Source organism: Cellulosimicrobium sp. Marseille-Q8652 (assembly GCF_965112045.1).
The window spans coordinates 781,575-803,676 of the sequence record NZ_CBCOPS010000001.1 but is presented as its reverse complement, the minus strand read 5'-3'; the positions used below and the strand labels follow the sequence as shown (position 1 = coordinate 803,676).

Genomic DNA, 22,102 nt, shown 5'->3' with positions numbered 1-22,102 from the left:
GCCGGCGTCCGGGAAGCGCCCAGGTCGGCCGCGTACGGTCGTGACCGTGGCGGGCGTCGGGAGGAGAGCGCGATGATCTGGGTCGTGCTGCCGGGTCTCGCGCTCCCGGCGGAGGACTACGCGCCCCTCGCCCGGGCGATCGAGCCGGACGGGGACGTGCGCGTCCTCGACGCGTGGCGCACGCCGGTCACCGACCCCGCGGACGCGCTCCGCTCGGCGCTCGGTGTCGACGGGTCGCAGGACGTCGCGCTCGTCGGGCACTCCGCCGGCGGCCTCGCCGCGCTCGAGTGGGCGCTGCTGCACCCGGGCGAGGTGCGCCGCCTCGTGCTGCTCGACCCGTCGAGCCCGTTCGAGCGGCACCGCCCCGCGCTGCACCCGGGGACCCGGGTGACGCGCGCCGGGCGCGCGGTCGTCGGTGCCGTCGCCGAGGTCCTCGCGCCGACCGGACCGGCGCTGCGCCGGGTGGCCGTCCGCGCCGTCGCGCGCCGGCCCGACCTCCTCGCCCGCGACGTCGCGACCGAACGCTACGGCGGTCGTCCCGGGTGGCTCGAGATCGCGGACCAGTGGGCGGCGAGCTGGGCGCAGGCGCCCCGCGTGCGCGGGCTGCTCGACGACGGCCGGCACCTCCCCGCGTCCGCCCGTCCCCTGCTCGTCACCGGGACGCGCGCGAGCGCCCGGTTCCTGCGCGAGCAGCGCGAGCTCTCCGAGCGGCTGGACCTGCCGCGCGTCGGGGTCGCGAGGCAGGGGCACCTGTTCCCGCTGACGCGACCGGACGAGGTCGCGCGGCTGGTCCGCTCACCCTGAGCGATGAGTCCGCGGCGCGAGCCCGGTCGACCTCGCATGTCGCAGCAGCAGACCCCCCAGATCCAGGACCGCGCCGCCCAGCCCTACGTGGGCCTGACCCGGACGGTGACCATGACGACCTTCCCCGACGTCGCGGACCGCCTCCCCGACCTCTTCGCGTGGCTCGCCGAGCGCGGCGTCGCACCCGCCGGCGCCCCGTTCTTCCGCTACCGGGAGATCGACATGGAGCACGAGCTCGTCGTGGAGGCGGGCGTCCCGGTCGACTCCCTCGACCCCTTCCCCGACCTGGGCGCCGAGGACGTGAAGGGCGTGTCGTCGGCGGGTCCCCACGGCGGCGTCCTGCCGGCCGGCCGCTACGTGGTCGTGCGGCACCACGGGCACCCCCGGGACCTGGAGCGTGCCACGGGCGATCTCCTCTCCTGGGCCGCCGCCCAGGGGCTCGTCTGGGACGCGGACGACGAGCAGCGGTCCTGGGGCGCGCGGGTCGAGTCGTACCTCACCGACCCGGCCGAGGAGCCCGACATGGCGCAGTGGGACCACGAGCTGGCGTTCCGTCTCGCGGACTGACACCGCACCGGTACCGGGGGAGGGCGCCGCCGCGACGGGCGTGCTTGTGACGGTCCGCACGAGTGGTCGTGACGTACGACACACGTGCGTAGACTCCTCCCCATCGTGCCGGTAGGGGACCGGCCCGGCCGCAGTCGTCAAGGAGGACGGATGCCCACCCTCGGTACCGAAAGTCTCACCATCGTCGGGGTGATCGCGCTCGTCGCGCTCGTCGCCCTCGGTTTCGCCGTCGTCCTGCGCAGGCAGGTCCTCGCCGCGCGGGAGGGCAACGACGCGATGCGCGACGTCGCCCAGGCGGTGCAGGAGGGTGCGGCCGCCTACCTCAACCGGCAGTTCCGCACGCTCGCCCTGTTCGCCGTGATCGTCTTCGGCCTGCTGTTCCTCCTGCCCGGCGAGGGAGGGGTGCGTGTCGGACGCTCCGTCGCGTTCCTCGTCGGCGCGGGCTTCTCGGCCGCGATCGGCTACCTCGGCATGTGGCTCGCCGTGCGGGCGAACGTGCGCGTCGCCGCCGCCGCGACCCGCCCGGGCGGCCGGTCGGAGGGGGCGCGCATCGCGTTCCGCACCGGCGGCGTGGTGGGGATGTCGGTCGTGGGTTTAGGCCTGCTCGGTGCGGCGGGGGTCGTCCTGCTGTACCGAGGGGACGCGCCCGCTGTGCTGGAGGGCTTCGGCTTCGGGGCGGCGCTGCTGGCGATGTTCATGCGCGTGGGCGGCGGCATCTTCACGAAGGCGGCGGACGTGGGTGCCGACCTCGTCGGCAAGGTCGAGCAGGGCATCCCCGAGGATGACCCGCGCAACGCCGCGACGATCGCGGACAACGTCGGCGACAACGTCGGCGACTGCGCGGGGATGGCCGCCGACCTGTTCGAGTCCTACGCGGTGACGCTCGTCGCGGCGCTCATCCTCGGCAAGGCCGCGATGGGTGAGGAAGGCCTCGTCTTCCCGCTGATCGTCACCGCGATGGGCGCGCTCGTCGCCGTGCTCGGCGTGTTCATCACGCGCGTGCGGGGCGAGGAGAGCGGCCTCAAGGCGATCTACCGCGGCTTCTACCTCTCGGCCCTCGTCGGCGCGGTGCTCGCCGCCGTCGCCGCGTTCGTCTACCTGCCGTCCTCGTTCGGCGAGCTGGACGGGACCGCGGACCTCGGCGACCTCTCCGGGATCGCCGCGGACCCGCGCGTCGTCGCGAGCCTCGCGGTCGTCATCGGCGTGGTCCTCGCGGGGATCATCCTGTGGATCACGGGCTACTTCACGGGCACGACGTCGAAGCCCACCCTCCACGTGGCCGCCACCTCGCGCACCGGTGCCGCGACGGTCGTCCTGTCGGGCATCGGCGTGGGGTTCGAGTCCGCGGTCTACACGGCGGGCGTCATCGCGGCCGCGATCTGCGGGCTCTTCCTGCTCGCAGGCGGCTCGGTGTGGCTCGCGCTGTTCCTCGTCGCGCTCGCCGGGTGCGGCCTGCTCACGACGGTCGGCGTCATCGTCGCGATGGACACGTTCGGGCCGGTCTCCGACAACGCGCAGGGCATCTACGAGATGTCGCTCGGCGAGGCCTCGGAGGCGGACGAGTCGGACGCCGCGCAGATCCTCACCGACCTCGACGCCGTCGGGAACACGACGAAGGCGATCACGAAGGGCATCGCCATCACGACGGCCGTGCTCGCGGCGACGGCGCTCTTCGGCTCCTACGCGGACGCCGTCGACCAGGCGCTGCGCGACATCGAGGGCGTCGGCACGGGTCTCGTCACGTCGATGCTCGACTACGAGATCATCTCGCCCGTCACGCTCGTCGGTCTGATCCTCGGCGCGGCGACCGTCTTCCTCTTCTCGGGCCTCGCGATCGACGCCGTGACGCGCGCGGCCGGCGCGATCGTCTTCGAGGTGCGCCGCCAGTTCCGGGAGCACCCCGGGATCATGACGTACGACGAGCGCCCGGAGTACGGCAAGGTCGTCGACATCTGCACGCGCGACTCGTTGCGCGAGCTCGCGACGCCCGGGCTCCTCGCGGCGTTCGCCCCGATCGCCGTCGGCTTCGGCCTCGGTGTCGGGCCGCTCGCCGGCTTCCTCGCCGGGGCGATCAGCGCCGGCGTGCTCATGGCGGTGTTCCTCGCGAACTCGGGCGGCGCGTGGGACAACGCGAAGAAGATCGTCGAGGACGGCGCGTACGGGGGCAAGGGCTCCGAGGCGCACGCCGCGACGGTCATCGGCGACACCGTGGGCGACCCCTTCAAGGACACCGCCGGCCCGGCGATCAACCCGCTCATCAAGGTCATGAACCTCGTGTCGGTGCTCATCGCCCCGGCGGTGGTGCTGCTCAGCGTGCCGGAGGACGCGAACCAGGTGCTGCGCATCGGCATCGCCGTCGTCGCGGCCGGCATCGCGTTCGGCGCCGTCATCGCGTCCCGGCTGCGCGCGGCCCGGGTCGACCGCCAGGAGGTCGCCGACGTGCGCGAGCAGGTGACGAGCGGCGCCTGACGGCACGCTCCACCCCGTCGCCGAGGGAGAGGCGTACCCACGCTCTCCCTCGGCGACGAGGGCGGTCCGTCACCCCTTGACGGCGAACCCGGCGCGCAGGAGCGACTCGTCGCGCGACGACGGCCCGACCAGCAGCTCGAAGTCGCCGGGTTCGACGACCCGGCGACCGGCGGCGTCGACGAGCGTGCAGTCCGCGACGGGCACCTCGAGCTCGACGACCGCCGTCTCGCCCGGGGCGAGCTCCACCTTGCGGTAGGCCTTGAGCTCCGTGTCGGTCCACGTCACCGACGTCACGGTGTCGCTCACGTACACCTGGACCGTCTCCCGGACGGGCCGCTCCCCGGTGTTGCGGAGCGTGACCTCGGCGCGCACCGCGTCGTCGGCGCCGACGACCGTCTCCAGCACGCGCAGGTCGGCGTACTCGACGGTCGTGTAGCTCAGGCCCTCGCCGAACGCGAACGCGGTCCGCTGCGTGAGGTCGGCGTACCGGTCGCCGTGCTGGCCGCGCACCTGGTTGTAGTAGGTGGGCTGCTGCCCGGCGTGCTCGGCGAACGAGATCGGGAGGCGGCCCTCCGGCTCGACCAGCCCCAGCACGAGCTCGGCGACGGCCTGCCCGCCGCGCATCCCCGGGTTCGCGGCCCAGACGATCGCGGCGGCGTCGCGCGCCGACGGCGGCAGGACGAGCGGTTTGGAGGCGATCACGACGACGACCAGCGGCGTGCCGGTCGCGGCGAGCGCGTCGAGGAGCGCGACCTGGCCGCCGACGAGCTCGAGCGTCGCCGTGGACCGGCCCTCGCCGACGAGCTCGATCCGGTCGCCGACGACGGCGACGACGTGGTCGGCGTCCCGGGCCGCGGCGACGGCCTCGGCGATCAGCGCGTCGTCGGGCTCCGCGGGCACCACGACCTGGGGGCGGGGCTGGCCGTCGGGGAAGAACGCTCCCTCGGGGTCGGGTCGGAGCGTGAGGATGTCGGCGCCCCGCGCGTGCGTCACGGTCCAGCCCGCGGGCGCGTGGTCCCGGAAGCCGTCGAGGACGGTCGTCGTCATCTCGCGCGGGTGCCCCGTCGGCAGCCAGTCCGCCTGGCCGGACGCGCCGGCCCAGTCGCCGAGCTGCGTGTGGTCGTCGTCCGCGTTCGGCCCCACGACGGCGACCGTGCGGGCCGGCGAGCCCGGGGACGCGACCGCGCGGCCGTCGTGACCGGCCGTGAGCCGCCCACCGAGCGGCAGCGTGCCGTCGTTGGTGAGGAGCACGAGCGAGCGTCGGGCGACGTCGAGGTTCACGGCCGTGTGCTCGCCGGACGCGATGACGGCCTGCTGGCGCGCGACGTCGGGCCGGCGGGGGTCCTCGAACAGCCCGAGCCGCACCTTGAGCGTGAGGATGCGGCGCACCGCGTCGTCGATCGCGGACTCGGCGACGAGACCCTGCGCGACCGCCTCCAGCGCACCCTCGAAGAACTGCGGCGTCGTCATGACCATGTCGTTGCCGGCCCGGACCGCCGCGGCGGCCGCGTGCACGTGGTCGGGCTGGATCTTCTGCTCCCAGACCATGCGGCCGACGTTGTCCCAGTCGGTGACGAGCGTGCCCGTGTAGCCCCACTCGCCGCGCAGCACCTCGTCGAGGAGCCAGCCGTTGACCGTCACCGGGACGCCGTCCATCGACTGGTAGCCGAGCATGAACGTCGCGACGCCCTCGCGCGCGACGCGCTCGAACGGTGGGAGGAACCACGAGCGCAGCTTGCGTCGCGAGATGTCGGCCTCGCTCGCGTCGCGGCCGCCCTGCGTCTCCGAGTAGCCCGCGAAGTGCTTGGCGGTGGCCAGCACGCCCGTCGGGTCGGACTCGCCGTCGCCCTGGTAGCCGCGGACCATCGCCGACGCGAGCTCGCCGATGAGGAAGGGGTCCTCGCCGAACGTCTCGTCGACGCGGCCCCACCGCAGGTCGCGCGCGATGCACAGGACGGGCGAGAAGGTCCAGTGGATGCCCGTGGCGGCGACCTCGACCGCGGTCGCGCGCGCGACGCGCTCGACGAGCTCCGGGTCCCACGTGGCCGCCATGCCGAGCTGGGTCGGGAAGATCGTCGCGCCGACCCAGAAGGAGTGGCCGTGGATCGCGTCCTCGGCGACGAGCAGCGGGATGCGCAGGCGGGTGCTCTCGGTGAGCGTGTGCGCCTCGCGCACGTTCTCGGGGGACGCGTGCAGGATCGAGCCGACGTGCTTGTCCTCGATCAGCGGTCCGACGCCGTCGCGGGCGTCGAGCTGGAGCATCTGCCCCACCTTCTCGGGGAGCGTCATGCGACCGAGGAGGTCCTCGACGCGCTCGGGGACGGGCAGGGACGGGTCGAGGTACGCCGGCGTGCTCACGGGCCCATCGTAGACGACGACTGACAGGTCAGTAAGTAAACCGCTTCGACGCGGCGCGCCGGACCGGTGGCGCGGCGACTTCTCCGAGTCGGACCCCTCGCGGCGTCAGCGCCAGCGGTCGAGCAGGCGGGCGACGGTCGCGGTGGCGCGGTCCAGGACCTTCCCGTCCTCCTCCGCAGCGGCGGCGACGAGCGCGGCGTCGACGACGTGCGCGAGCAGGTCGACGTCCTCGGCGTCGGCGTAGCCGGACGCGTCGAGGACCGTCCGCAGCGCGGCGAGGAGGCGGGGCCGCGACGCGCGCATGATCGGGCGCAGCGCAGGGTCGCGCATCGCGGTGAGCATGGGGTCGATGCGCACGTCCACCACGGCGTCGTCCACGTGCGGCGCGTAGAGCGTCTCGATGAGCTCGCGCGCCGTCGCGGTGGACGAGCGTGCGCGCCGGGCCAGACCGCCGGCACGCTGCTCCGCCGCGGTGGCGCGCCAGTCCTCGGCGGCCTCGACGGCCGCGGCGACGAGCGACGCCGTGGTCGGGAAGTAGTACGACGCCGAACCCTGGGGCACCCCCGCCGCGCGGGCCACCTGCCGGTGCGTCACCGCGCCGAACCCCTGCTCGACGAGCAGGCGGGCGGCGGCGTCCACCATCGCGCGCTGCCGCTGGGTGCTGCGGTCCTGGACGGTCGTGCGTGCACCGACGAGCGCCCGCGCCGGGGGCTCGGCAGGCGTGTCCGGGGTCTCCACGAGCACATCCTAGGGCTGACCGATACGGGCGTATGGAGGCGCCGACGGGGTAGATGCCACGAATGCCTGGTCCAGGCGGTTCGTCCCGGGCGCGCGAGGCGTCATCATGGTGGCCATGCGATCCCCCGTGCGCACCGTGGCCCACGGCGCCGTGCTCGTCGCCGTCGCGGTGCTGTGCTTCGCGACGGTCGCGAGCGGCTCGTTCGACGTCGTCTCGCTCCCGGGTGCCGCGCCGGCCGCGGCACCGCCCACCACGGGGGGTGCCGCCGACGACGCGGACCCCGGACCCGGGACCGACGCTCCCGGCACCGACGGTGGCCTCGGGGCAGACGGTGGCACCGGGTCCGACGTCGCGCCGACCGCAGGGGCCGACGAGGACGACCCGGCGGGCACGACCGACCCGGCCGCCACCCCCGACGTGGCCACGGCGGACCCGGCGTGCCACGCCGCCGAGATCGCGTGGGGCGACGCCGCCAAGGCTCAGGTGAACCTCAGCGTCGACCACCCCGACACCCTGGTCGCCGGTTTCACCACCGCGCGCGACACCCTCGTGGCGGCCGATCCGCCGGCCGCGATCGCGCAGGACTGGGCCGTCGTGACGACGTACCTCACGATGATCGCCGACGCGGTCGAGGCCGCGGGGGCCGACGACCCGGACGAGCTCGCGCGCTCGCTCGACCGCGTCGGGCGCCGGATCGACACGGGCGCCCTCACGAGGTCGTCGCAGCGGGTCACCGAGTTCCTGCAGTCCGGGTGCGCCGCCTGACAAGCCCTGCCGGACGATTTCATCCCATGGTGTCCGCCACATGGGGAGGACTCCCCGGAACCGCCGTTCCGGCACGCCCTCCCGGCCTCCGTACGACAGCATGGTCCCTATGCGCACCCGACTGACGACCACCCAGACCACGACCGCGCTCGCGACGAGCGCCCTCCTCGTTCTCGGCCTCGCCGCGTGCGGCAGCTCCGGCGGCGACGAGCAGACGACGACCGAGGAGACCACGACCGCCGAGGAGTCGACCCCCGCGGAGGAGGAGACCACCGAGGAGACGACGGAGGAGGAGCCCGCCGAGGACACCGACGCCGCCTCCGGCGACTTCTGCGGCGCGTACGACACGCTGATGTCCGCCCAGAGCGAGCTCTCCTCCGTCGACCCGAGCGACCCCAGCGCGGCCGTGACGGCGTTCGAGGACCTCACCTCGACGCTCGAGGCCGCCGACGCGCCCGCGGAGATCAGTGACGACTGGGACAACGTCGCCGGCGCCTTCCGCACGATCACCGACACGCTCACGGCCGCGGTCGAGGACCCTGCCAGCGCCGACATGTCGGCGATGACGAGCATCCTGGGCGACGAGTCGTTCCAGACGTCGACGCAGAACGTCGCGACCTACGCGACGCAGAACTGCTGACCTGACCGACCCGACCCCGGGTCGCCGGGCACGACCTCCGTCGTCCCGCGCGGCCCGGGGTCCGTCGTGCCCGGCCGGTCGCCTGCGGGCCGCGCGCGACCGGATCCCGCAGGATGGACCCATGTCCGCACCTCACTCCCCGTCCAGCCCGCCCCCGCCCGGGACGGGCCTGGCCCCGGACGTCCTGAAGGGCGCGGTCCACGACCTGCGCGCCGACCTCGGTGCCGCCGGCTTCACGGTCGACGGGGTCGAGGACCGGCTCGGTCCGGTCGCGGCCGCGGCGCTGCACCGCGAGCAGGCGGTCCCCGCGCGGCGCGTTCTGCGGGGTGCCGACCACGGGCCGGAGGGGCGGGACGAGCGGGAGCGCACCGCGGCGTCGGGCCCGCACGACGCCGTGGGCACGCTCACGACGCTGTTCCTCCTCGGCGACGAGGTCCCCCGCGGCGAGCTCGACGCGGCGCTCGAGCGGACCGGGACCGACGGGGCGGTGCGCCTCGGCCTCGCCGAGGCGGCCGGGGGAGCGCCCGACGACGCGGTCCGCGCGCTGGTCGACCTGCGCCCCTACGCGTCGACGGACGCCGCGGGCCCCGTCTCGTGGTGGCTCTCGTCGGACCTCGGCGAGCTCGCGACCGACCGCCGGCTCGCGGCCGACCACGTCCTCGGCGCCGGGGGCGCGTCGCTGACGCTCGCCCAGGTGACGATGCGCACGCCCGTCGGCCGGGTGCTCGACCTCGGCACGGGGTGCGGCATCCAGGCGCTGCACGCGGCCCGGCACGCGCGCCACGTCGTCGCGACCGACATCTCCGCACGCGCGCTCGGGTTCACCGCCTTCAACGCCGCGCTCGACCTGACGCCCGGCGAGCCCGGGACCGGCGCGGGCGCGATCCACCTGCGGTCGGGGTCGATGCTCGAGCCCGTCGCGGGGGAGACCTTCGACCTCGTCGTGTCCAACCCGCCGTTCGTCATCACGCCGCGGGCGACGGGCGGTGGCGCGGGCGTCACCGAGTACGAGTACCGGGACGGCGGTCGCGCCGGGGACGACGTCGTGCGCGACCTCGTCACCGGCGTCGGAGCGGTCCTCGCGCCCGGCGGGGTCGCGCAGCTCCTCGGCAACTGGGAGCACCGTCGGGGCGAAACCTGGACCGAGCGCGTGGGCGCGTGGCTCGACGCCGCGGGGCTCGACGGCTGGGTGGTCCAGCGCGAGGTGCTCGACCCCGCCGAGTACGCCGAGACGTGGATCCGCGACGGCGGGACCACCGCGGACCGCGAGCCGCGCGCGTGGGCCTCCGCCTACGACGCGTGGCTCGACGACTTCGCCGCGCGCGACGTCGAGGCGGTCGGGTTCGGGATCGTCACCCTGCGGCGCCCGGAGTCCGGGGCCCCGACCCTGCGCCGCCTCGAGGAGCACACGGGGTCCGTCCACCAGCCGCTCGGCGGCCACCTCGCGGCGTCGCTCGCGGCGCACGACTGGCTCGCCGCGCGCGACGACGCGGCCCTCGCGGACGAGCGGCTCACCGTGGCGCCGGACGTCACCGAGGAGCGGTTCCACACCCCGGGCGCCGCGGACCCGAGCGTGCTGCTCCTGCGCCAGGGCGGCGGTCTCGGCCGCGCGGTCCACGCCTCGACGGGCCTCGCCGCGCTCGTCGGCGCGAGCGACGGCGAGCTGAGCCTCGGGCAGCTCGTGGGCGCGATCGCGGCGCTGTTCGAGGTCCCGGCCGGCGACCTGGCCGGCGAGCTCCTGCCGGGGGTGCGCGGCCTCGTCCGCGACGGCTTCCTCCTGCCCGGGGCGCCCTAGGCGAACAGCGCGGGACCGTACTTCAGGACCACGAGGACCGCGAGGCCCACGAGCCACGCGGCGACGAGGTACCCGTACGCGCCCGACCGGACGAAGCCGAGCAGCCGCGCCTGCGCACGTCGCGGGAGGTAGAGGTTGTCCTCCAGGACGTTCCAGTGCAGCAGCGACGCGAAGACGAGCGTCGTCGAGACGGTGATGAGCAGGCACCACGGGCACAGCGCCCCGATGACGACCATCGACTGGTAGAAGAGCCAGTAGGCGAACACGACACCGAGCAGGTACACGCACTGCGCCGAGAAGAGGAACCAGCGGGGGAACCGCGTCCCGCCGAGGGCCGCGACCGCCGTCGTGATGACGACAGGCTCGGCGATCATCCCGAGGAACGCGTTGGGGAAGCCGAACACCTGCGCCTGCCACGACTGCGCGACCGTCCCGCACGACAGGACCGTGTTGACGTCGCAGGACAGCGTGGCGGTCGGGTTCGCGGCGAGCAGCACGGCGTCGTAGGAGAGCACGAACGCCGCGACGAGGCTGAGGAGACCGAAGACGAGCATCTCGCCGAACAGCACCGGGCGGGAGTGCGACCAGCCGGTGGGACGCTCGAACGGGTCGAACGGGGCGTCGTCCGTGGCCCCGCGGGCCGACGGCGGTCGTGCGCCGCGCGCGGGCGAGCCGGCGAGGACGGTGGTCGGGTCGCTCATCGGCGGTCCTCCGGTCGCGACGGGGCGCCGCGGGCAGACGTGGCGCGCCGGTCCTCCGGAGCGCAGAGCGGCGTCCGGCCGGCAGGGTGGGCGCGCTGCCGGCCAGGCGCCGGGCTCCAGCGTAGGCAGCGGGCGTCGCGGGGCGACAGGGACCATGGTCCCGTCCTCGACGGGCAGCGCTCGTCCGGCGGACGCCCCGTGGCGCTGCCGCGCGGGGTCGGCCCGGCCGCCTAGGATCACGGGGCGCCCCGGCGTGCGGCTGGCCCGCGAGCCCGGCGGCACGGGCCCGCGGAGCCCGCGAAGAACCGACCGATCGACCCGAGAGGACCTGCGTGCTGCACGACGACGTCGACGCCCTGCGACGGTCGAACGCCGCGTGGCGGCTCGTGCGCGCCGACACGGCGCCGCTCGTGCTGTCCTTCCTCGGCACGGTCTTCGTCGAGGAGAACGTGCGGGCCATCCCCGAGACGGAGCTCGTCGCGCGCCTCGACGACCACCTGTGGGCGTTGCGTCGCGCGGAGACCGGCGTCGCCCCGGAGCCGCGCTACCCGCGCACCCCTCAGGCCTACGTCGACCACTGGGCGCATCCCGACCAGGGATGGTTGCGCGCGTGGTACCCGCCGGGGTCGACGCAGCCGCACTACGACGCGACGCCGGCCGTCGAGCAGGCCGTGCGCTGGGTCGCGTCCCTGCGGGGACGTGCCTTCGTCGGCACGGAGTCGCGGCTCAACACCGTGTTCGAGCTGCTGCGCCAGCTCACCGTCGGCGCCCAGTCCGACCCGGCCGAGCGGCTGCGGGAGCTCGAGGAGCGGCGCGCCCGGATCGACGACGAGATCGCCCAGGTCCGCGCGGGCCGCGTCGCGGTGCTCGACGCCGCGGCGCAGCGCGACCGCTACCAGCAGCTCACGCAGACCGCGGCCGACCTGCTGTCCGACTTCCGCGAGGTCGAGGCGAACTTCCGGTCCCTCGACCGCGCGCTGCGCGAGCGCATCACGGGGTGGGACGGCGCGAAGGGCGAGCTGCTCGAGGAGGTCGTGCGCTCGCGCACGGCGATCGCCGAGTCGGACCAGGGACGCTCGTTCCACGCGTTCTACGACTTCCTGCTCGACCGCCGGCGCCAGGAGGAGTTCGCCGCGCTCGTCGACCAGGTGCAGGCGCTCGACGCGATCGCCCTGGACGCGGCGCCGGGAGCCGGGCGGGACGGCGCGCGCGGTGCCCGGCACGACGCCGCGCACGACGCCGAGCACCGCCGCCTGCGGCGCATCCACTACGACTGGCTCGACGCCGGCGAGCGCACGCAGGCCACGGTCCGCACGCTGTCGGAGCAGCTGCGGCGCTTCCTCGACGACCAGGTCTGGCTCGAGAACCGCCGCGTCATGGACATCCTGCGCGGGGTCGAGGCGAAGGCGCTCGCGGCGCGCGACGTCGCGCGGGACACCCCGCGCGGCGGCGCCGACGGCCCGCCGGGGATGGCGCTCGACGCGCTCGCGCCGGAGGTCGTGCTCCCGACCGAGCGCCCGCTGTTCACGCCGCGGCCGAGCGCCCGGCTCGACTCCGACCACGTCGAGGAGGGCGACGAGGACTTCGAGGTCGCGGCGCTCTACGAGCAGGTGCACGTCGACCCGGAGCGGCTCGCCCGCACCGTGCGCGACGCGCTGTCGGGCACGGGCGAGCGCGGCGGACGTACCGAGATCTCCCTCGGCGAGCTGGTCCACGACGCCCCGCTCGAGCACGGGCTCGCGGAGCTCGTGTCCTACCTGTCGCTCGACGACCCGCGCTTCGCCGTCGTGCACGACGACGAGGTGACGGACGAGGTGAGCTGGCACGGGGAGCCGCCGCCCGCCGTCGGGCACGCGGACGCCGTCCCGGACGACGAGCCCGAGCCGGCGCCCGTGCTGCGCGTCGCGCGCCTGCCGCGCGTGACGTTCGCGCGGCGGACGGCCCGCCGCCCCCGCCGCCCCGGCGGCCCCCGCCACGACCCGCCGCCCCGAGGAGGAGCAGTGAGCACACCGACGAGCACGACCCGTCCCGCGCGGGGCCAGGAGCTGTCCGTCGTCGTCACGTCGCTGCTCAAGGGCGTCGTGTACCGCGAGGCGGGCGAGGAGACCTGGCGCGACCTGCTCGCGCACGAGGCGCAGGTGCGCGACGCCGTCGCGATGCTCGGCCTCCAGGTGGTCGTCGACGAGGGCGACGGCTACGCGTACCTGCGGTCCCAGCCCGAGCACGAGCGCGACGAGCGCGTGCCGCGGCTCATCCCGCGCCGCGAGCTGCCGTTCGACGTGAGCCTGCTCCTCGCGCTGCTGCGCAAGCGGCTCGCGCAGTCCGACTCCGAGGGCGGGGACACGCGACTCGTCCTGACGCGCTCCGAGATCGTCGAGCTCCTGCGGGTCTTCCTCGCCCAGGACGCCGGCGCGGCGGCGAACGAGGCGCGCCTCGTGGACCGCGTCGACGCGCTCGTGCGCCGCGTCGTCGAGCTGGGGTTCCTGCGCCCCGCGGGCCGTCAGGCGCCGACCGACGACGCGGGGCCGGGACCGGGGAGCGCCGACCCGGCCGGTCCCCCCGCGGAGGGCGACGGAGACGCCCGGCGGTACGAGGTCCGCCGCGTCCTCAAGGCGTTCGTCGACGCGCAGTGGCTCGCGGACCTCGACGCGCGGCTCGCGCAGTACCTGGAGGTGGCCGCCGGCCGGGGCGACACCGACCGCCAGGACCCGACCGGTCCGACGAAGGTGACGGTGGAGTGATGGAGGGCCTGTTCAGCCCGGTCGAGCTGCACGACCCGGCGACCGACCTCGACGCGCGCGCGGGGTTCCGCCTCGAGCGCCTCGAGGTCCTCAACTGGGGCACGTTCGACCAGCGCGTGTGGGCGTTCGACCTCGACGGGCGCAACGCGCTGCTCACGGGCGACATCGGGTCGGGCAAGTCGACCATCGTCGACGCCGTGACGACGCTCCTCGTGCCGTCGCACCGCATCTCCTACAACAAGGCGGCCGGAGCCGGGGCGCGCGAGCGGTCGCTGCGCTCGTACGTCGCGGGCCACTACAAGGCCGAGCGCGACGAGGCGACCGGGACGACGCGGCACGTGGGCCTGCGCGAGCGGGGCACGTACTCGGTCGTGCTCGGGCGCTTCGCGAACCGCGGCTTCGACCAGCAGGTGACGCTCGCGCAGGTGTTCTGGCTCGCGCCGGGGCAGTCGGGCCAGCCGGACCGCTTCTTCGTCACGGCCGACCGGCCGCTGACGGTCACCGAGGACTTCGCCGGGTTCGGGGGAGACGTGGTGGTGCTGCGCCGCCGGCTGCGCGAGTCGGGCGCGCAGGTGCGCGACCACTTCCCCGAGTACGGGCGCGACTTCCGCCGGCTCCTGGGCATCCCGTCCGAGCAGGCGATGGACCTGTTCCACCAGACGGTGTCGATGAAGTCGGTCGGTGACCTCGGCGAGTTCGTGCGCGAGCACATGCTCGAGCCGTTCGACGCCGACCGCTGGACCGACCGTCTCGTCGCCCACTTCGACGACCTCACCTCCGCGCACGACGCCGTGGTCCGCGCGACCGCGCAGATCGACCGCCTCGCGCCGCTGCTCGCTGACGTCGACGCCCACGACGCGCTCGGGCGGCGCGCGGAGGCGGTGACGGCGCGCCGCGACGCGCTGCGCGCGTTCACCGCGTCGCGACGGGTGGCCGACCTCGACGGGCTCATCACGGCGCTCGACGAGCGCGTGGCGGACGGTGAGTCGCGGCGTGCCCGCGCGTCGTCGGCCCTGGAGGAGACGCGGACCGAGCGGGCGCGGCTCGAGCTCGAGCGCGCGGGGCACGGCGGGGACCGGCTCGCCACGATCGAGGGCGAGATCGCCCGGCGCGAGGTCGAGCGGGCGGCGCGCGAGCGGCGCGCGACGCAGCTCGCGGGCTACGCGGTCCGGGCCGGGCTCACGCTCCCCGCTGCCGCGGCCGAGGGTGCGGCCGCCGCCGAGCCCGGGCTCGGCGGCGAGGGCGACGCCGTGCGGGCCCTCGCGGACGCGCTCGTCGACGCCGAGGCGTTCGCCGCGCTGCGGCGCGCGGCCGACGCCGCGGCGTCGCGCGTGCGCGACGACCTCGCCCGGGCCGAGGAGGAGGTCGCGGACGTCGGGGGACTGCTGCGCGCGGTCGAGCAGGAGACCGCGGAGGTCAAGGCCGAGCTCGCGAGCCTGGCCGACCGCCGCTCCAACCTGCCGCGCACCCACCTCGACGTGCGCGACCGGCTGTGCGCCGGCGTCGGGGTGACGCCCGGCGACCTGCCGTTCGTGGGCGAGCTGCTCGCCGTGCGGCCCGAGCACGAGGCGTGGGAGGGCGCGGCCGAGCGCGTGCTGCGCGGGTTCGCCCTGTCGCTGCTCGTCCCCGCGGCGCACTACGACGCCGTCGCCGCCTGGGTCGACCGCGAGCACCTCGGGCTGCGGCTCGTCTACCACCGGGTGCCCGAGCGGGTCGGTGCGCCCCGACGCGCCGACCGGCCCGACGGCGCGCTGCTCCTGGCCGACCTGCTCGACGTGCGCACGCTCGACGACGCCCCGGCGCTCACCGCCTGGGTCGAGGCCGAGCTCGAGCGGCGTGCCGACCACGCGTGCGCCGACGACCTGGACGTGTTCCGCCGCCTGCCGCGCGCCGTCACGCGGTCCGGCCAGGTCAAGCACTCGCCCGACCACCACGAGAAGAACGACGTGCGGGCCGTGGACGACCGCCGCGCCTACGTGCTCGGCTGGTCGACGCAGGCGAAGGTCGACGCGCTGCTCGAGCAGGCGGCCGAGGTGACGGCGCGCCGGGACGCCCTGGCCCGCCGTCGGGACGCCGCGGCCGCACGACGCGCGGAGCTCCAGGAGCGGTCGGCAGCCCTGGGCCGCGTGGACGTCTACCGGGACTGGGACGAGCTGGACCGGCACGCGGAGGTCTCGCGCATCGCGGAGCTCGACGACGAGAGGCGCCGCCTCGAGCAGGCGAGCGACGAGCTCGGGCGCATCGCGGGCGCGCTCGCCGCCACCGCGCGCCGCCGGAGCGCGCTCGAGGCGGAGCGCGACGGCATCGTGGCGACGCTCGGCGCCGACCGGCACGCGCTCGACGAGGCGCGCTCCGCGCGCGACCGGGCCCGCGCGGTGCTCGACGGCGCCGGCGAGGCGCTCGACGAGGAGACGACGGCGGCCCTCGCCGAGGAGTTCGACCGCGAGCTCGGGGGGTCGGGGCCCGCCCGGACGGCCGACCTCGACGCCGTCGAGAACGCGGTCCGCTCACGCCTCACGGCCGAGGCCGAGCAGGCCCAGCGCGAGCGCGCGGACCTCGGCACGCGCGTCGCGGGCCAGATGGCGGCGTTCCGTTCGGCGTACCCGGTGGAGACCGCGGAGCTCGACGCCGACGTGCGCTCGGCCGGCGGCTACCGCGAGATCCACGACCGGCTCGTGCGGGACGACCTGCCGCGCTTCGAGGCCGACTTCAAGGCGTACCTCAACACCAACGCGATCCGCGACATCGCCGGGTTCGCCGCGGAGCTGGCCAAGCAGGCCGACCTCATCCGGGACCGCATCGACACGATCAACGACTCGCTGCGGGCGATCGACTACAACCCGGGCCGCTACATCCGGCTCGAGGTGTCGCGCACGCCCAACGTCGAGGTGCGCGAGTTCCAGCAGGACCTGCGCGCGTGCACGGACGGCGACGGGATCCTCGCCGAGGACGACCGCGCGCTGGCCGAGGGCGACGGGTCGGCGGCCGACGGCGCGCTGTCGTACTCGGAGGACCGCTTCCTGCGCGTCAAGGCGCTCGTCGAGCGGTTCCGCGGGCGCGAGGGCGTGTCGGACCTCGACGACGCGTGGCGCCGACGCGTGACGGACGTGCGCAACTGGTTCGTGCTGTCGGCCTCGGAGCGGTCGCGCGCCGACGACTCCGAGCACGAGCACTACTCCGACTCCGGCGGGAAGTCCGGCGGGCAGAAGGAGAAGCTCGCGTACACGATCCTCGCGGCGTCGCTCGCCTACCAGTTCAAGCTCGACTGGGGCGCGGTGCGCTCGACGGCGTTCCGGTTCGTCGTCATCGACGAGGCGTTCGGCCGCGGGTCGGACGAGTCGACACGGTTCGCGCTCGAGCTGTTCCGGCGGCTCGGCCTGCAGCTCCTCATCGTCACGCCGCTGCAGAAGATCCACGTCATCGAGCCGTACATCTCCGCGGTCGGGTTCGTGGACAACCCCACGGGGCGCTCGTCTCGGCTGCGGACGCTCTCGATCGACGCCTACCGCGACGGCCGCGACGACCGGGACCGGCGTGACGGCAGGGACGGCCGCGACGGCACCGACGCCGGTGCCGCGCAGGACTCCGCCCTGGCCGAGGTGGTACCCCGGTAGCGCCAGGCAGTGCGGGGGGCCGGTGAGGTCGTACCTCGCCGGACCGCGGTGCGGCCTCGGCGGTCAGTCCAGGGGCCGCGGTCGCTGCGCGCCCGCGAGGGTGGCCGCGAGGATCGCCTCGATCGCGAAGGCCGTCGCTTCGGCGAGGTCGACCGCGTCCGGGTCGAGGAGCCACTGCGTCTGCAGGCCGTCCATGACGCCGATGACGGACGAGGCCGCGCGGTCGAGCGCCGCGTCGTCGAGGTCGAGGTCCACGTCGGTCCCTGCGGCCCGCCGCTCGTCGACGACCTCGCGCAGCGCGCCCGCGATGTCGGCGCGGAGCCCGGCGAACCGCGCGGTGACCCACGCGCTCGCGGGGTGGCCGTCGGTCACGGCCTCGCCCGCGATGACCGTGTAGGCCTGGACGATGCCCGGGCGCTCGGCGTTCATCGCGGCGGTCAGCACGAGGTGCCGGAACAGGTCGAGACCGCCGGGGATGTGCCGGCCCTCGAGGTGCTCGACGTCCTCGCGGTCGCGGAACTCGAGGACGGCCGTGAGCAGCCGGTCCTTCGACCCGAAGTGGTGCAGCACGCCCGCGTGCGTGATGCCGACCTGCTCCGCCACCTCGGCCAGCGACCCCTGGTGGTACCCGCGCGAGCCGAACACCTTCATGGCGGCGCGCAGGATCTCCTCGCGCCGCGCGAGCGTCTCGGGGCGGGAGCGCCGCGCTCGGCGCACGCGCGCCCCGTCGTCCGCGGGGAGCGGCCGCGAGGAGACGTCGGTCATGCCCGCAACCATACTGCGGCGCGCACGGACCACTTCCTGCTCGGCGTCTTTCCCGAACTCCCACAGACGTCGCCTACGGTGGGAGGATGCCGTCCGACCACGCGCCGACCCGACCGCTGCCGACCGGTGGCGGTACCGGGACGCGCCCGCTGCCCGCCGCAGCGTCCGCGGGACCCGCCGCCGGGTCTCCCGCCGCGTCGTCGCCCCGTCCGCCCGACGGACCGTGGCGCCCGGTCGGCGCGTCCGGCCAGGCACGTCCCGGCCCGACGGCGGGCCCGGGCCCGACGGCGCGTCCCGGCCCGACGGCAGCTCCCGGCCCGACGGCGCGGGTCGCCCCGCGGGTCGCGGCAGGTCTGGTCGCCGTCGTCGCGGCGGGTCTCGCCTGGGCCGTGTGGCGGTTCTTCGTCGACACGTACGCGGGCCAGATGCTCGAGCGCGCGGCGTTCGACGGGGCCGTGAACGGCCAGGGCCCGCTGTGGACGCTCGGCGAGCCCGTGCTGGACACGATCTCCCTGACCTTCGTCGTCGGCGGGCTCGCGGCGGCGGTGGCGATCGCCGTCGTGCGGCGGCGCTGGGGGCTCGCGGTGCAGGTGGGGTTCCTCGTGGTGGGCGCGAACGTGACGACGCAGGCGGTCAAGCACGTGCTCCTGGGACGGGAGAACCTCATCGGCGGGTGGACGGCGGAGAACTCGCTGCCGAGCGGCCACACGACGGTCGCGGCGTCCGTCGCCGCGGCGCTCGTCCTCGTCGTGCCCCGGCGCGCGCGTCCGCTCGTGGCCGTCCTGGGCGGTGCGTACACGGCGGCGATCGGCGTCTCGACGCTCGTCGGCCAGTGGCACCGGCCGAGCGACGTCGTCGCGGCGGTGCTCGTGGTGCTCGCGTGGGGTGCGCTCGTGTGCGCCTTCACGCCGCGCTCGTCGCTCGACCCGCGCGCGGGGTCCTCGCCGGGCTCGACGGTCACGGCGGCGCTCCTGCTCGTCGGGGCCGCCGTGGCGGGCGTCGTCGCGCTGTGGACCATGCGCGTCACACCCGCGACGTGGGACACGACCACGGCCCAGGAGGCGACCGCCTACCTCGGCGGCGTCGCCGGCGTGGCCGCGGTGACGGCCGGCTCCTTCGCGCTGCTCCTCCTCGTCCGCCAGGCCACGGCTCGTCCGCACGCCGCCACGGTCGACGGATAGGGTGCCGCTGGCGCGGATGGCGTAACGTCGTAGGCTGCCCGCACCGCGGCCCGGGGACGTGCACCGACGGAGCGCCGACCGGGCGCCGCGAGGGACCGGCCCCCGGGACAGACGTTCGTACCGACGAAAGCAGGATGGGATGCCACGCAAGCTCGTGATCGTCGAGTCGCCCGCCAAGGCTCGCAAGATCCAGGGCTACCTCGGCGACGACTACGAGGTCGAGGCGAGCGTCGGGCACATCCGGGACCTGCCCCAGCCGTCGGAGCTGCCCGCGGACATGAAGAAGGGCCCGTACGGGAAGTTCGCGGTCGACGTCGACAACGGGTTCGACCCCTACTACGAGGTCTACGCCGACAAGAAGAAGAAGGTCGCCGAGCTCAAGCGCGCGCTCAAGGACGCCGACGAGCTCTACCTCGCGACGGACGAGGACCGCGAGGGCGAGGCCATCGCCTGGCACCTGCTCGAGGCGCTCAAGCCCAAGGTCCCCGTGAAGCGCATGGTGTTCCACGAGATCACGCGCGAGGCGATCCAGCGGGCGCTGCAGAACACGCGCGACCTCGACACGAGCCTGGTCGACGCGCAGGAGACGCGCCGCATCCTCGACCGGCTCTACGGCTACGAGGTCTCGCCGGTGCTGTGGCGCAAGGTCCGCCAGGGCCTGTCCGCGGGACGCGTGCAGTCCGTCGCGACGCGCCTCGTCGTCGAGCGCGAGCGCGAGCGCATGGCGTTCGTCGCGGCCGAGTACTGGGACGTCACCGGCACGTTCGGCCTCGCGGGGGAAGCCGCGGCCGCGGCGCCCGACGACGCCGGCAAGGCGTTCGGCGCGCGGCTCGTCCAGGTCGGCGACGCGCGCGTCGCGTCCGGTCGCGACTTCGACGACCGTGGTCAGCTCAAGCCGGCGGCGCAGCGTGACGGCGTGCGGCAGCTCGACGAGGCGACGGCCGGGGCGGTCGTCGCCGGCCTGGCGGACGCGGACTTCGTCGTGCGCTCGCTCGAGACCAAGCCGTACACGCGCCGTCCGGCCGCGCCGTTCACGACCTCGACGCTCCAGCAGGAGGCGAGCCGCAAGCTGCGGATGTCCTCGCGGCAGACGATGCGCACCGCGCAGTCGCTGTACGAGAACGGGTACATCACCTACATGCGCACCGACTCGCCGTCGCTGTCGAGCGAGGCGACAGGTGCCGCGAGGCGTCAGGCCGCCGAGCTCTACGGCGCGGACTTCGTGCCCGAGAAGCCGCGCGTCTACGCGTCGAAGAACGCGGGCGCCCAGGAGGCGCACGAGGCGATCCGGCCGGCGGGGGACTCGTTCCGCACGCCGGCGCAGGTCGCCAAGGAGCTCAGCGGCGACCAGTTCAAGCTCTACGAGCTCGTGTGGAAGCGCACGGTCGCGTCGCAGATGGCCGACGCCAAGGGCTCGACGGCGTCCGTGCGGCTCGGCGCACCGCTGGCCGGGCCGGCGGGCGAGCTCGCCGGGCGCGACGCGGTGTTCGCCGCGTCGGGCACGGTCATCACGTTCCGCGGGTTCCTCGCGGCGTACGAGGAGAGCTCGGACGTCGACCGGTACGCCGAGGACGCCCTCGGCGCGGGCGCCACGGCGGGCGGCGACACCGAGGGTGAGGCGCGGCTGCCCCGGATGGCGGAGGGCGACGCCCTGCGCGGCGAGGACCTCGAGGCCGCGGGGCACTCGACGTCGGCCCCGCCGCGCTACACCGAGGCGAGCCTCGTCAAGGCGCTCGAGGAGCTCGGCATCGGCCGTCCGTCCACGTACGCGTCGACGATCTCGACGATCCAGGACCGCGGCTACGTCCTGACGCGCGGCCAGGCGATGGTGCCGAGCTGGCTCGCGTTCGCCGTCGTGCGCCTCCTCGAGGAGCACTTCGACCGGCTCGTCGACTACCGCTTCACCGCCGCGATGGAGGCGGACCTCGACGAGATCGCCGCCGGGCGCCGGGACCGCGTGGAGTGGCTCACGCAGTTCTACTTCGGCGACGCCGCGAAGGGAGAGGCGGGCGAGGGCCTGCGCGAGCTCGTCGAGAACCTCGGCGACATCGACGCGCGCGGGATCAACTCCGTGCCGATCGGCGAGGGCCTCCAGCTGCGCGTCGGTCGCTACGGGCCCTACGTCGAGGACCTCGCGGCCGAGGTCAAGGAGGGCGAGAACCCGCCGCGCGCCTCGGTGCCCGACGACGTCGCCCCCGACGAGCTGACGGTCGCCAAGGCGCGCGAGCTGCTCGCCGCCGGTGCGGACGACGGCAAGGTGCTCGGGACCGACCCGGTGTCCGGGAACCAGATCATCGCGAAGGCCGGGCGCTACGGCCCGTACGTGACCGAGGTGCTCGACCTGCCGCCGATCGACACGAGCCTGTCCGCCGCGGCGCAGAAGCGCGCCAAGGCCGCGCAGCCCAAGCCCCGGACGGGCTCGCTGCTCAAGACGCAGACGCTCGAGTCCGTCACGCTCGAGGACGCACTGCAGCTCCTGTCGCTGCCGCGCGTCGTCGGCACGGACCCCGAGTCGGGCGAGGAGATCACGGCGCAGAACGGCCGCTACGGCCCGTACCTCAAGAAGGGCACGGACTCGCGCACGCTCCCGAGCGAGGAGGCGATGTTCACCGTCACGCTCGACGAGGCGCTCGAGCTGTACAAGCAGCCGAAGCGCGGGCGCGGCCGCGGCGCGGCGACCCCGCCGCTGCGCGAGCTCGGCGACGACCCGACGACGGGCAAGCCGATCGTCGTCAAGGACGGCCGCTTCGGGGCCTACGTGACGGACGGCGAGACCAACCGCACGCTGCCGCGCGACGTCACGCCGGAGTCGATCACGCCCGAGCGCGCGATCGAGCTCCTCGCGGAGAAGCGCGCGCAGGGCCCGGCCAAGAAGCGCACGCCCGCCAAGAAGCCCGCGGCCAAGAAGCCGGCCGCGAAGAAGCCCGCCGCCAGGTCGGCGAAGTAGCCCGGCGAGGTGGTGG

14 protein-coding genes are annotated in these 22,102 nt (G+C 75.1%); 10 read left to right on the top strand and 4 right to left on the bottom strand.

Going from position 1 to position 22,102, the window contains the following annotated elements; translation table 11 throughout:
• Positions 1–72 precede the first annotated feature (72 nt).
• The 3 genes from ACWPWV_RS03450 (at position 73) to ACWPWV_RS03440 (ending at position 3,840) form a co-directional block, all read left to right on the top strand.
• Positions 73–804 carry an alpha/beta fold hydrolase gene (locus tag ACWPWV_RS03450; RefSeq protein ID WP_454041559.1) on the top strand — a complete coding sequence of 244 codons (732 nt, stop codon included), beginning with the start codon at positions 73–75 and terminating at the stop codon, positions 802–804.
• A 36-nt stretch (positions 805–840) separates the two neighbouring features.
• Positions 841–1,371, top strand: a complete 531-nt coding sequence (locus tag ACWPWV_RS03445) for a GyrI-like domain-containing protein (RefSeq protein ID WP_454041558.1) — start codon at positions 841–843, stop codon at positions 1,369–1,371.
• A gap of 150 nt (positions 1,372–1,521) precedes the next feature.
• The gene (locus ACWPWV_RS03440; protein ID WP_454041557.1) at positions 1,522–3,840 is read left to right on the top strand and encodes a sodium-translocating pyrophosphatase; all 2,319 of its coding nucleotides are present in this window, start codon (positions 1,522–1,524) and stop codon (positions 3,838–3,840) included.
• A gap of 69 nt (positions 3,841–3,909) precedes the next feature.
• Here the strand turns inward: ACWPWV_RS03440 and ACWPWV_RS03435 are convergent, their stop codons facing one another.
• Positions 3,910–6,198 (bottom strand): exo-beta-d-1,3/1,6-glucosidase, encoded by a 2,289-nt coding sequence (locus ACWPWV_RS03435; protein WP_454041556.1) that lies wholly within the window; start codon positions 6,196–6,198, stop codon positions 3,910–3,912.
• 105 nt (positions 6,199–6,303) lie between these two features.
• On the bottom strand, positions 6,304–6,936 hold the full coding sequence (locus ACWPWV_RS03430) for a TetR/AcrR family transcriptional regulator (protein ID WP_454041555.1): 633 nt from the start codon (positions 6,934–6,936) through the stop codon (positions 6,304–6,306).
• A 115-nt stretch (positions 6,937–7,051) separates the two neighbouring features.
• Here ACWPWV_RS03430 and ACWPWV_RS03425 point away from each other — a divergent pair, with 115 nt between their 5' ends.
• The 3 genes from ACWPWV_RS03425 to ACWPWV_RS03415 all read left to right on the top strand — a co-directional run bounded on the left by ACWPWV_RS03425 (position 7,052) and on the right by ACWPWV_RS03415 (position 10,137).
• Entirely contained in the window at positions 7,052–7,702 is a 651-nt protein-coding gene (locus ACWPWV_RS03425; protein WP_454041554.1) for a hypothetical protein, read from the top strand.
• A 109-nt stretch (positions 7,703–7,811) separates the two neighbouring features.
• Positions 7,812–8,342, top strand: a complete 531-nt coding sequence (locus ACWPWV_RS03420) for a hypothetical protein (RefSeq protein WP_454041553.1) — start codon at positions 7,812–7,814, stop codon at positions 8,340–8,342.
• A gap of 121 nt (positions 8,343–8,463) precedes the next feature.
• Positions 8,464–10,137, top strand: coding sequence for a DUF7059 domain-containing protein (locus ACWPWV_RS03415; RefSeq protein WP_454041552.1), 1,674 nt, complete (start codon positions 8,464–8,466; stop codon positions 10,135–10,137).
• On the opposite strand, the gene ACWPWV_RS03410 is transcribed toward ACWPWV_RS03415, so the two are convergent.
• Positions 10,134–10,838, bottom strand: a complete 705-nt coding sequence (locus ACWPWV_RS03410; RefSeq protein ID WP_454041551.1) for a vitamin K epoxide reductase family protein — start codon at positions 10,836–10,838, stop codon at positions 10,134–10,136. The two genes, ACWPWV_RS03415 and ACWPWV_RS03410, sit on opposite strands and share 4 nt — an antisense overlap.
• 332 nt (positions 10,839–11,170) lie before the next feature.
• Between ACWPWV_RS03410 and ACWPWV_RS03405 the strand changes: the two genes are divergently transcribed.
• Both ACWPWV_RS03405 and ACWPWV_RS03400 read left to right on the top strand, forming a co-directional pair.
• Complete coding sequence (locus ACWPWV_RS03405; protein WP_454041550.1) at positions 11,171–13,579, top strand: DUF3375 family protein; 2,409 nt, start codon at positions 11,171–11,173, stop codon at positions 13,577–13,579.
• Complete coding sequence (locus ACWPWV_RS03400) at positions 13,579–17,193, top strand: ATP-binding protein (RefSeq protein WP_454041549.1); 3,615 nt, start codon at positions 13,579–13,581, stop codon at positions 17,191–17,193. Before ACWPWV_RS03405 ends, ACWPWV_RS03400 begins: the two co-directional genes overlap by 1 nt.
• Positions 17,194–17,256: 63 nt before the next feature.
• Here ACWPWV_RS03400 and ACWPWV_RS03395 read toward each other — a convergent pair whose 3' ends face one another.
• Entirely contained in the window at positions 17,257–17,958 is a 702-nt protein-coding gene (locus tag ACWPWV_RS03395) for a TetR/AcrR family transcriptional regulator (RefSeq protein WP_454041548.1), read from the bottom strand.
• 86 nt (positions 17,959–18,044) lie between these two features.
• Between ACWPWV_RS03395 and ACWPWV_RS03390 the strand changes: the two genes are divergently transcribed.
• Positions 18,045–19,139 (top strand): phosphatase PAP2 family protein, encoded by a 1,095-nt coding sequence (locus ACWPWV_RS03390; RefSeq protein ID WP_454041547.1) that lies wholly within the window; start codon positions 18,045–18,047, stop codon positions 19,137–19,139.
• A 139-nt stretch (positions 19,140–19,278) separates the two neighbouring features.
• Positions 19,279–22,086 carry a type I DNA topoisomerase gene (topA, locus tag ACWPWV_RS03385; RefSeq protein ID WP_454041546.1) on the top strand — a complete coding sequence of 936 codons (2,808 nt, stop codon included), beginning with the start codon at positions 19,279–19,281 and terminating at the stop codon, positions 22,084–22,086.
• Positions 22,087–22,102 lie beyond the last annotated feature (16 nt).

Excerpts from the sequence above, each read along its gene's own strand:
- ACWPWV_RS03450 (WP_454041559.1), top strand. The coding sequence starts at position 73 with ATGATCTGGGTCGTGCTGCCGGGTCTCGCGCTCCCGGCGGAGGACTAC.
- ACWPWV_RS03445 (WP_454041558.1), top strand. The coding sequence starts at position 841 with ATGTCGCAGCAGCAGACCCCCCAGATCCAGGACCGCGCCGCCCAGCCC.
- ACWPWV_RS03440 (WP_454041557.1), top strand. The coding sequence starts at position 1,522 with ATGCCCACCCTCGGTACCGAAAGTCTCACCATCGTCGGGGTGATCGCG.
- ACWPWV_RS03425 (WP_454041554.1), top strand. The coding sequence starts at position 7,052 with ATGCGATCCCCCGTGCGCACCGTGGCCCACGGCGCCGTGCTCGTCGCC.
- ACWPWV_RS03420 (WP_454041553.1), top strand. The coding sequence starts at position 7,812 with ATGCGCACCCGACTGACGACCACCCAGACCACGACCGCGCTCGCGACG.
- ACWPWV_RS03415 (WP_454041552.1), top strand. The coding sequence starts at position 8,464 with ATGTCCGCACCTCACTCCCCGTCCAGCCCGCCCCCGCCCGGGACGGGC.
- ACWPWV_RS03410 (WP_454041551.1), bottom strand. The coding sequence starts at position 10,838 with ATGAGCGACCCGACCACCGTCCTCGCCGGCTCGCCCGCGCGCGGCGCA.
- ACWPWV_RS03400 (WP_454041549.1), top strand. The coding sequence starts at position 13,579 with ATGGAGGGCCTGTTCAGCCCGGTCGAGCTGCACGACCCGGCGACCGAC.
- ACWPWV_RS03395 (WP_454041548.1), bottom strand. The coding sequence starts at position 17,958 with ATGACCGACGTCTCCTCGCGGCCGCTCCCCGCGGACGACGGGGCGCGC.
- ACWPWV_RS03390 (WP_454041547.1), top strand. The coding sequence starts at position 18,045 with ATGCCGTCCGACCACGCGCCGACCCGACCGCTGCCGACCGGTGGCGGT.
- topA (WP_454041546.1), top strand. The coding sequence starts at position 19,279 with ATGCCACGCAAGCTCGTGATCGTCGAGTCGCCCGCCAAGGCTCGCAAG.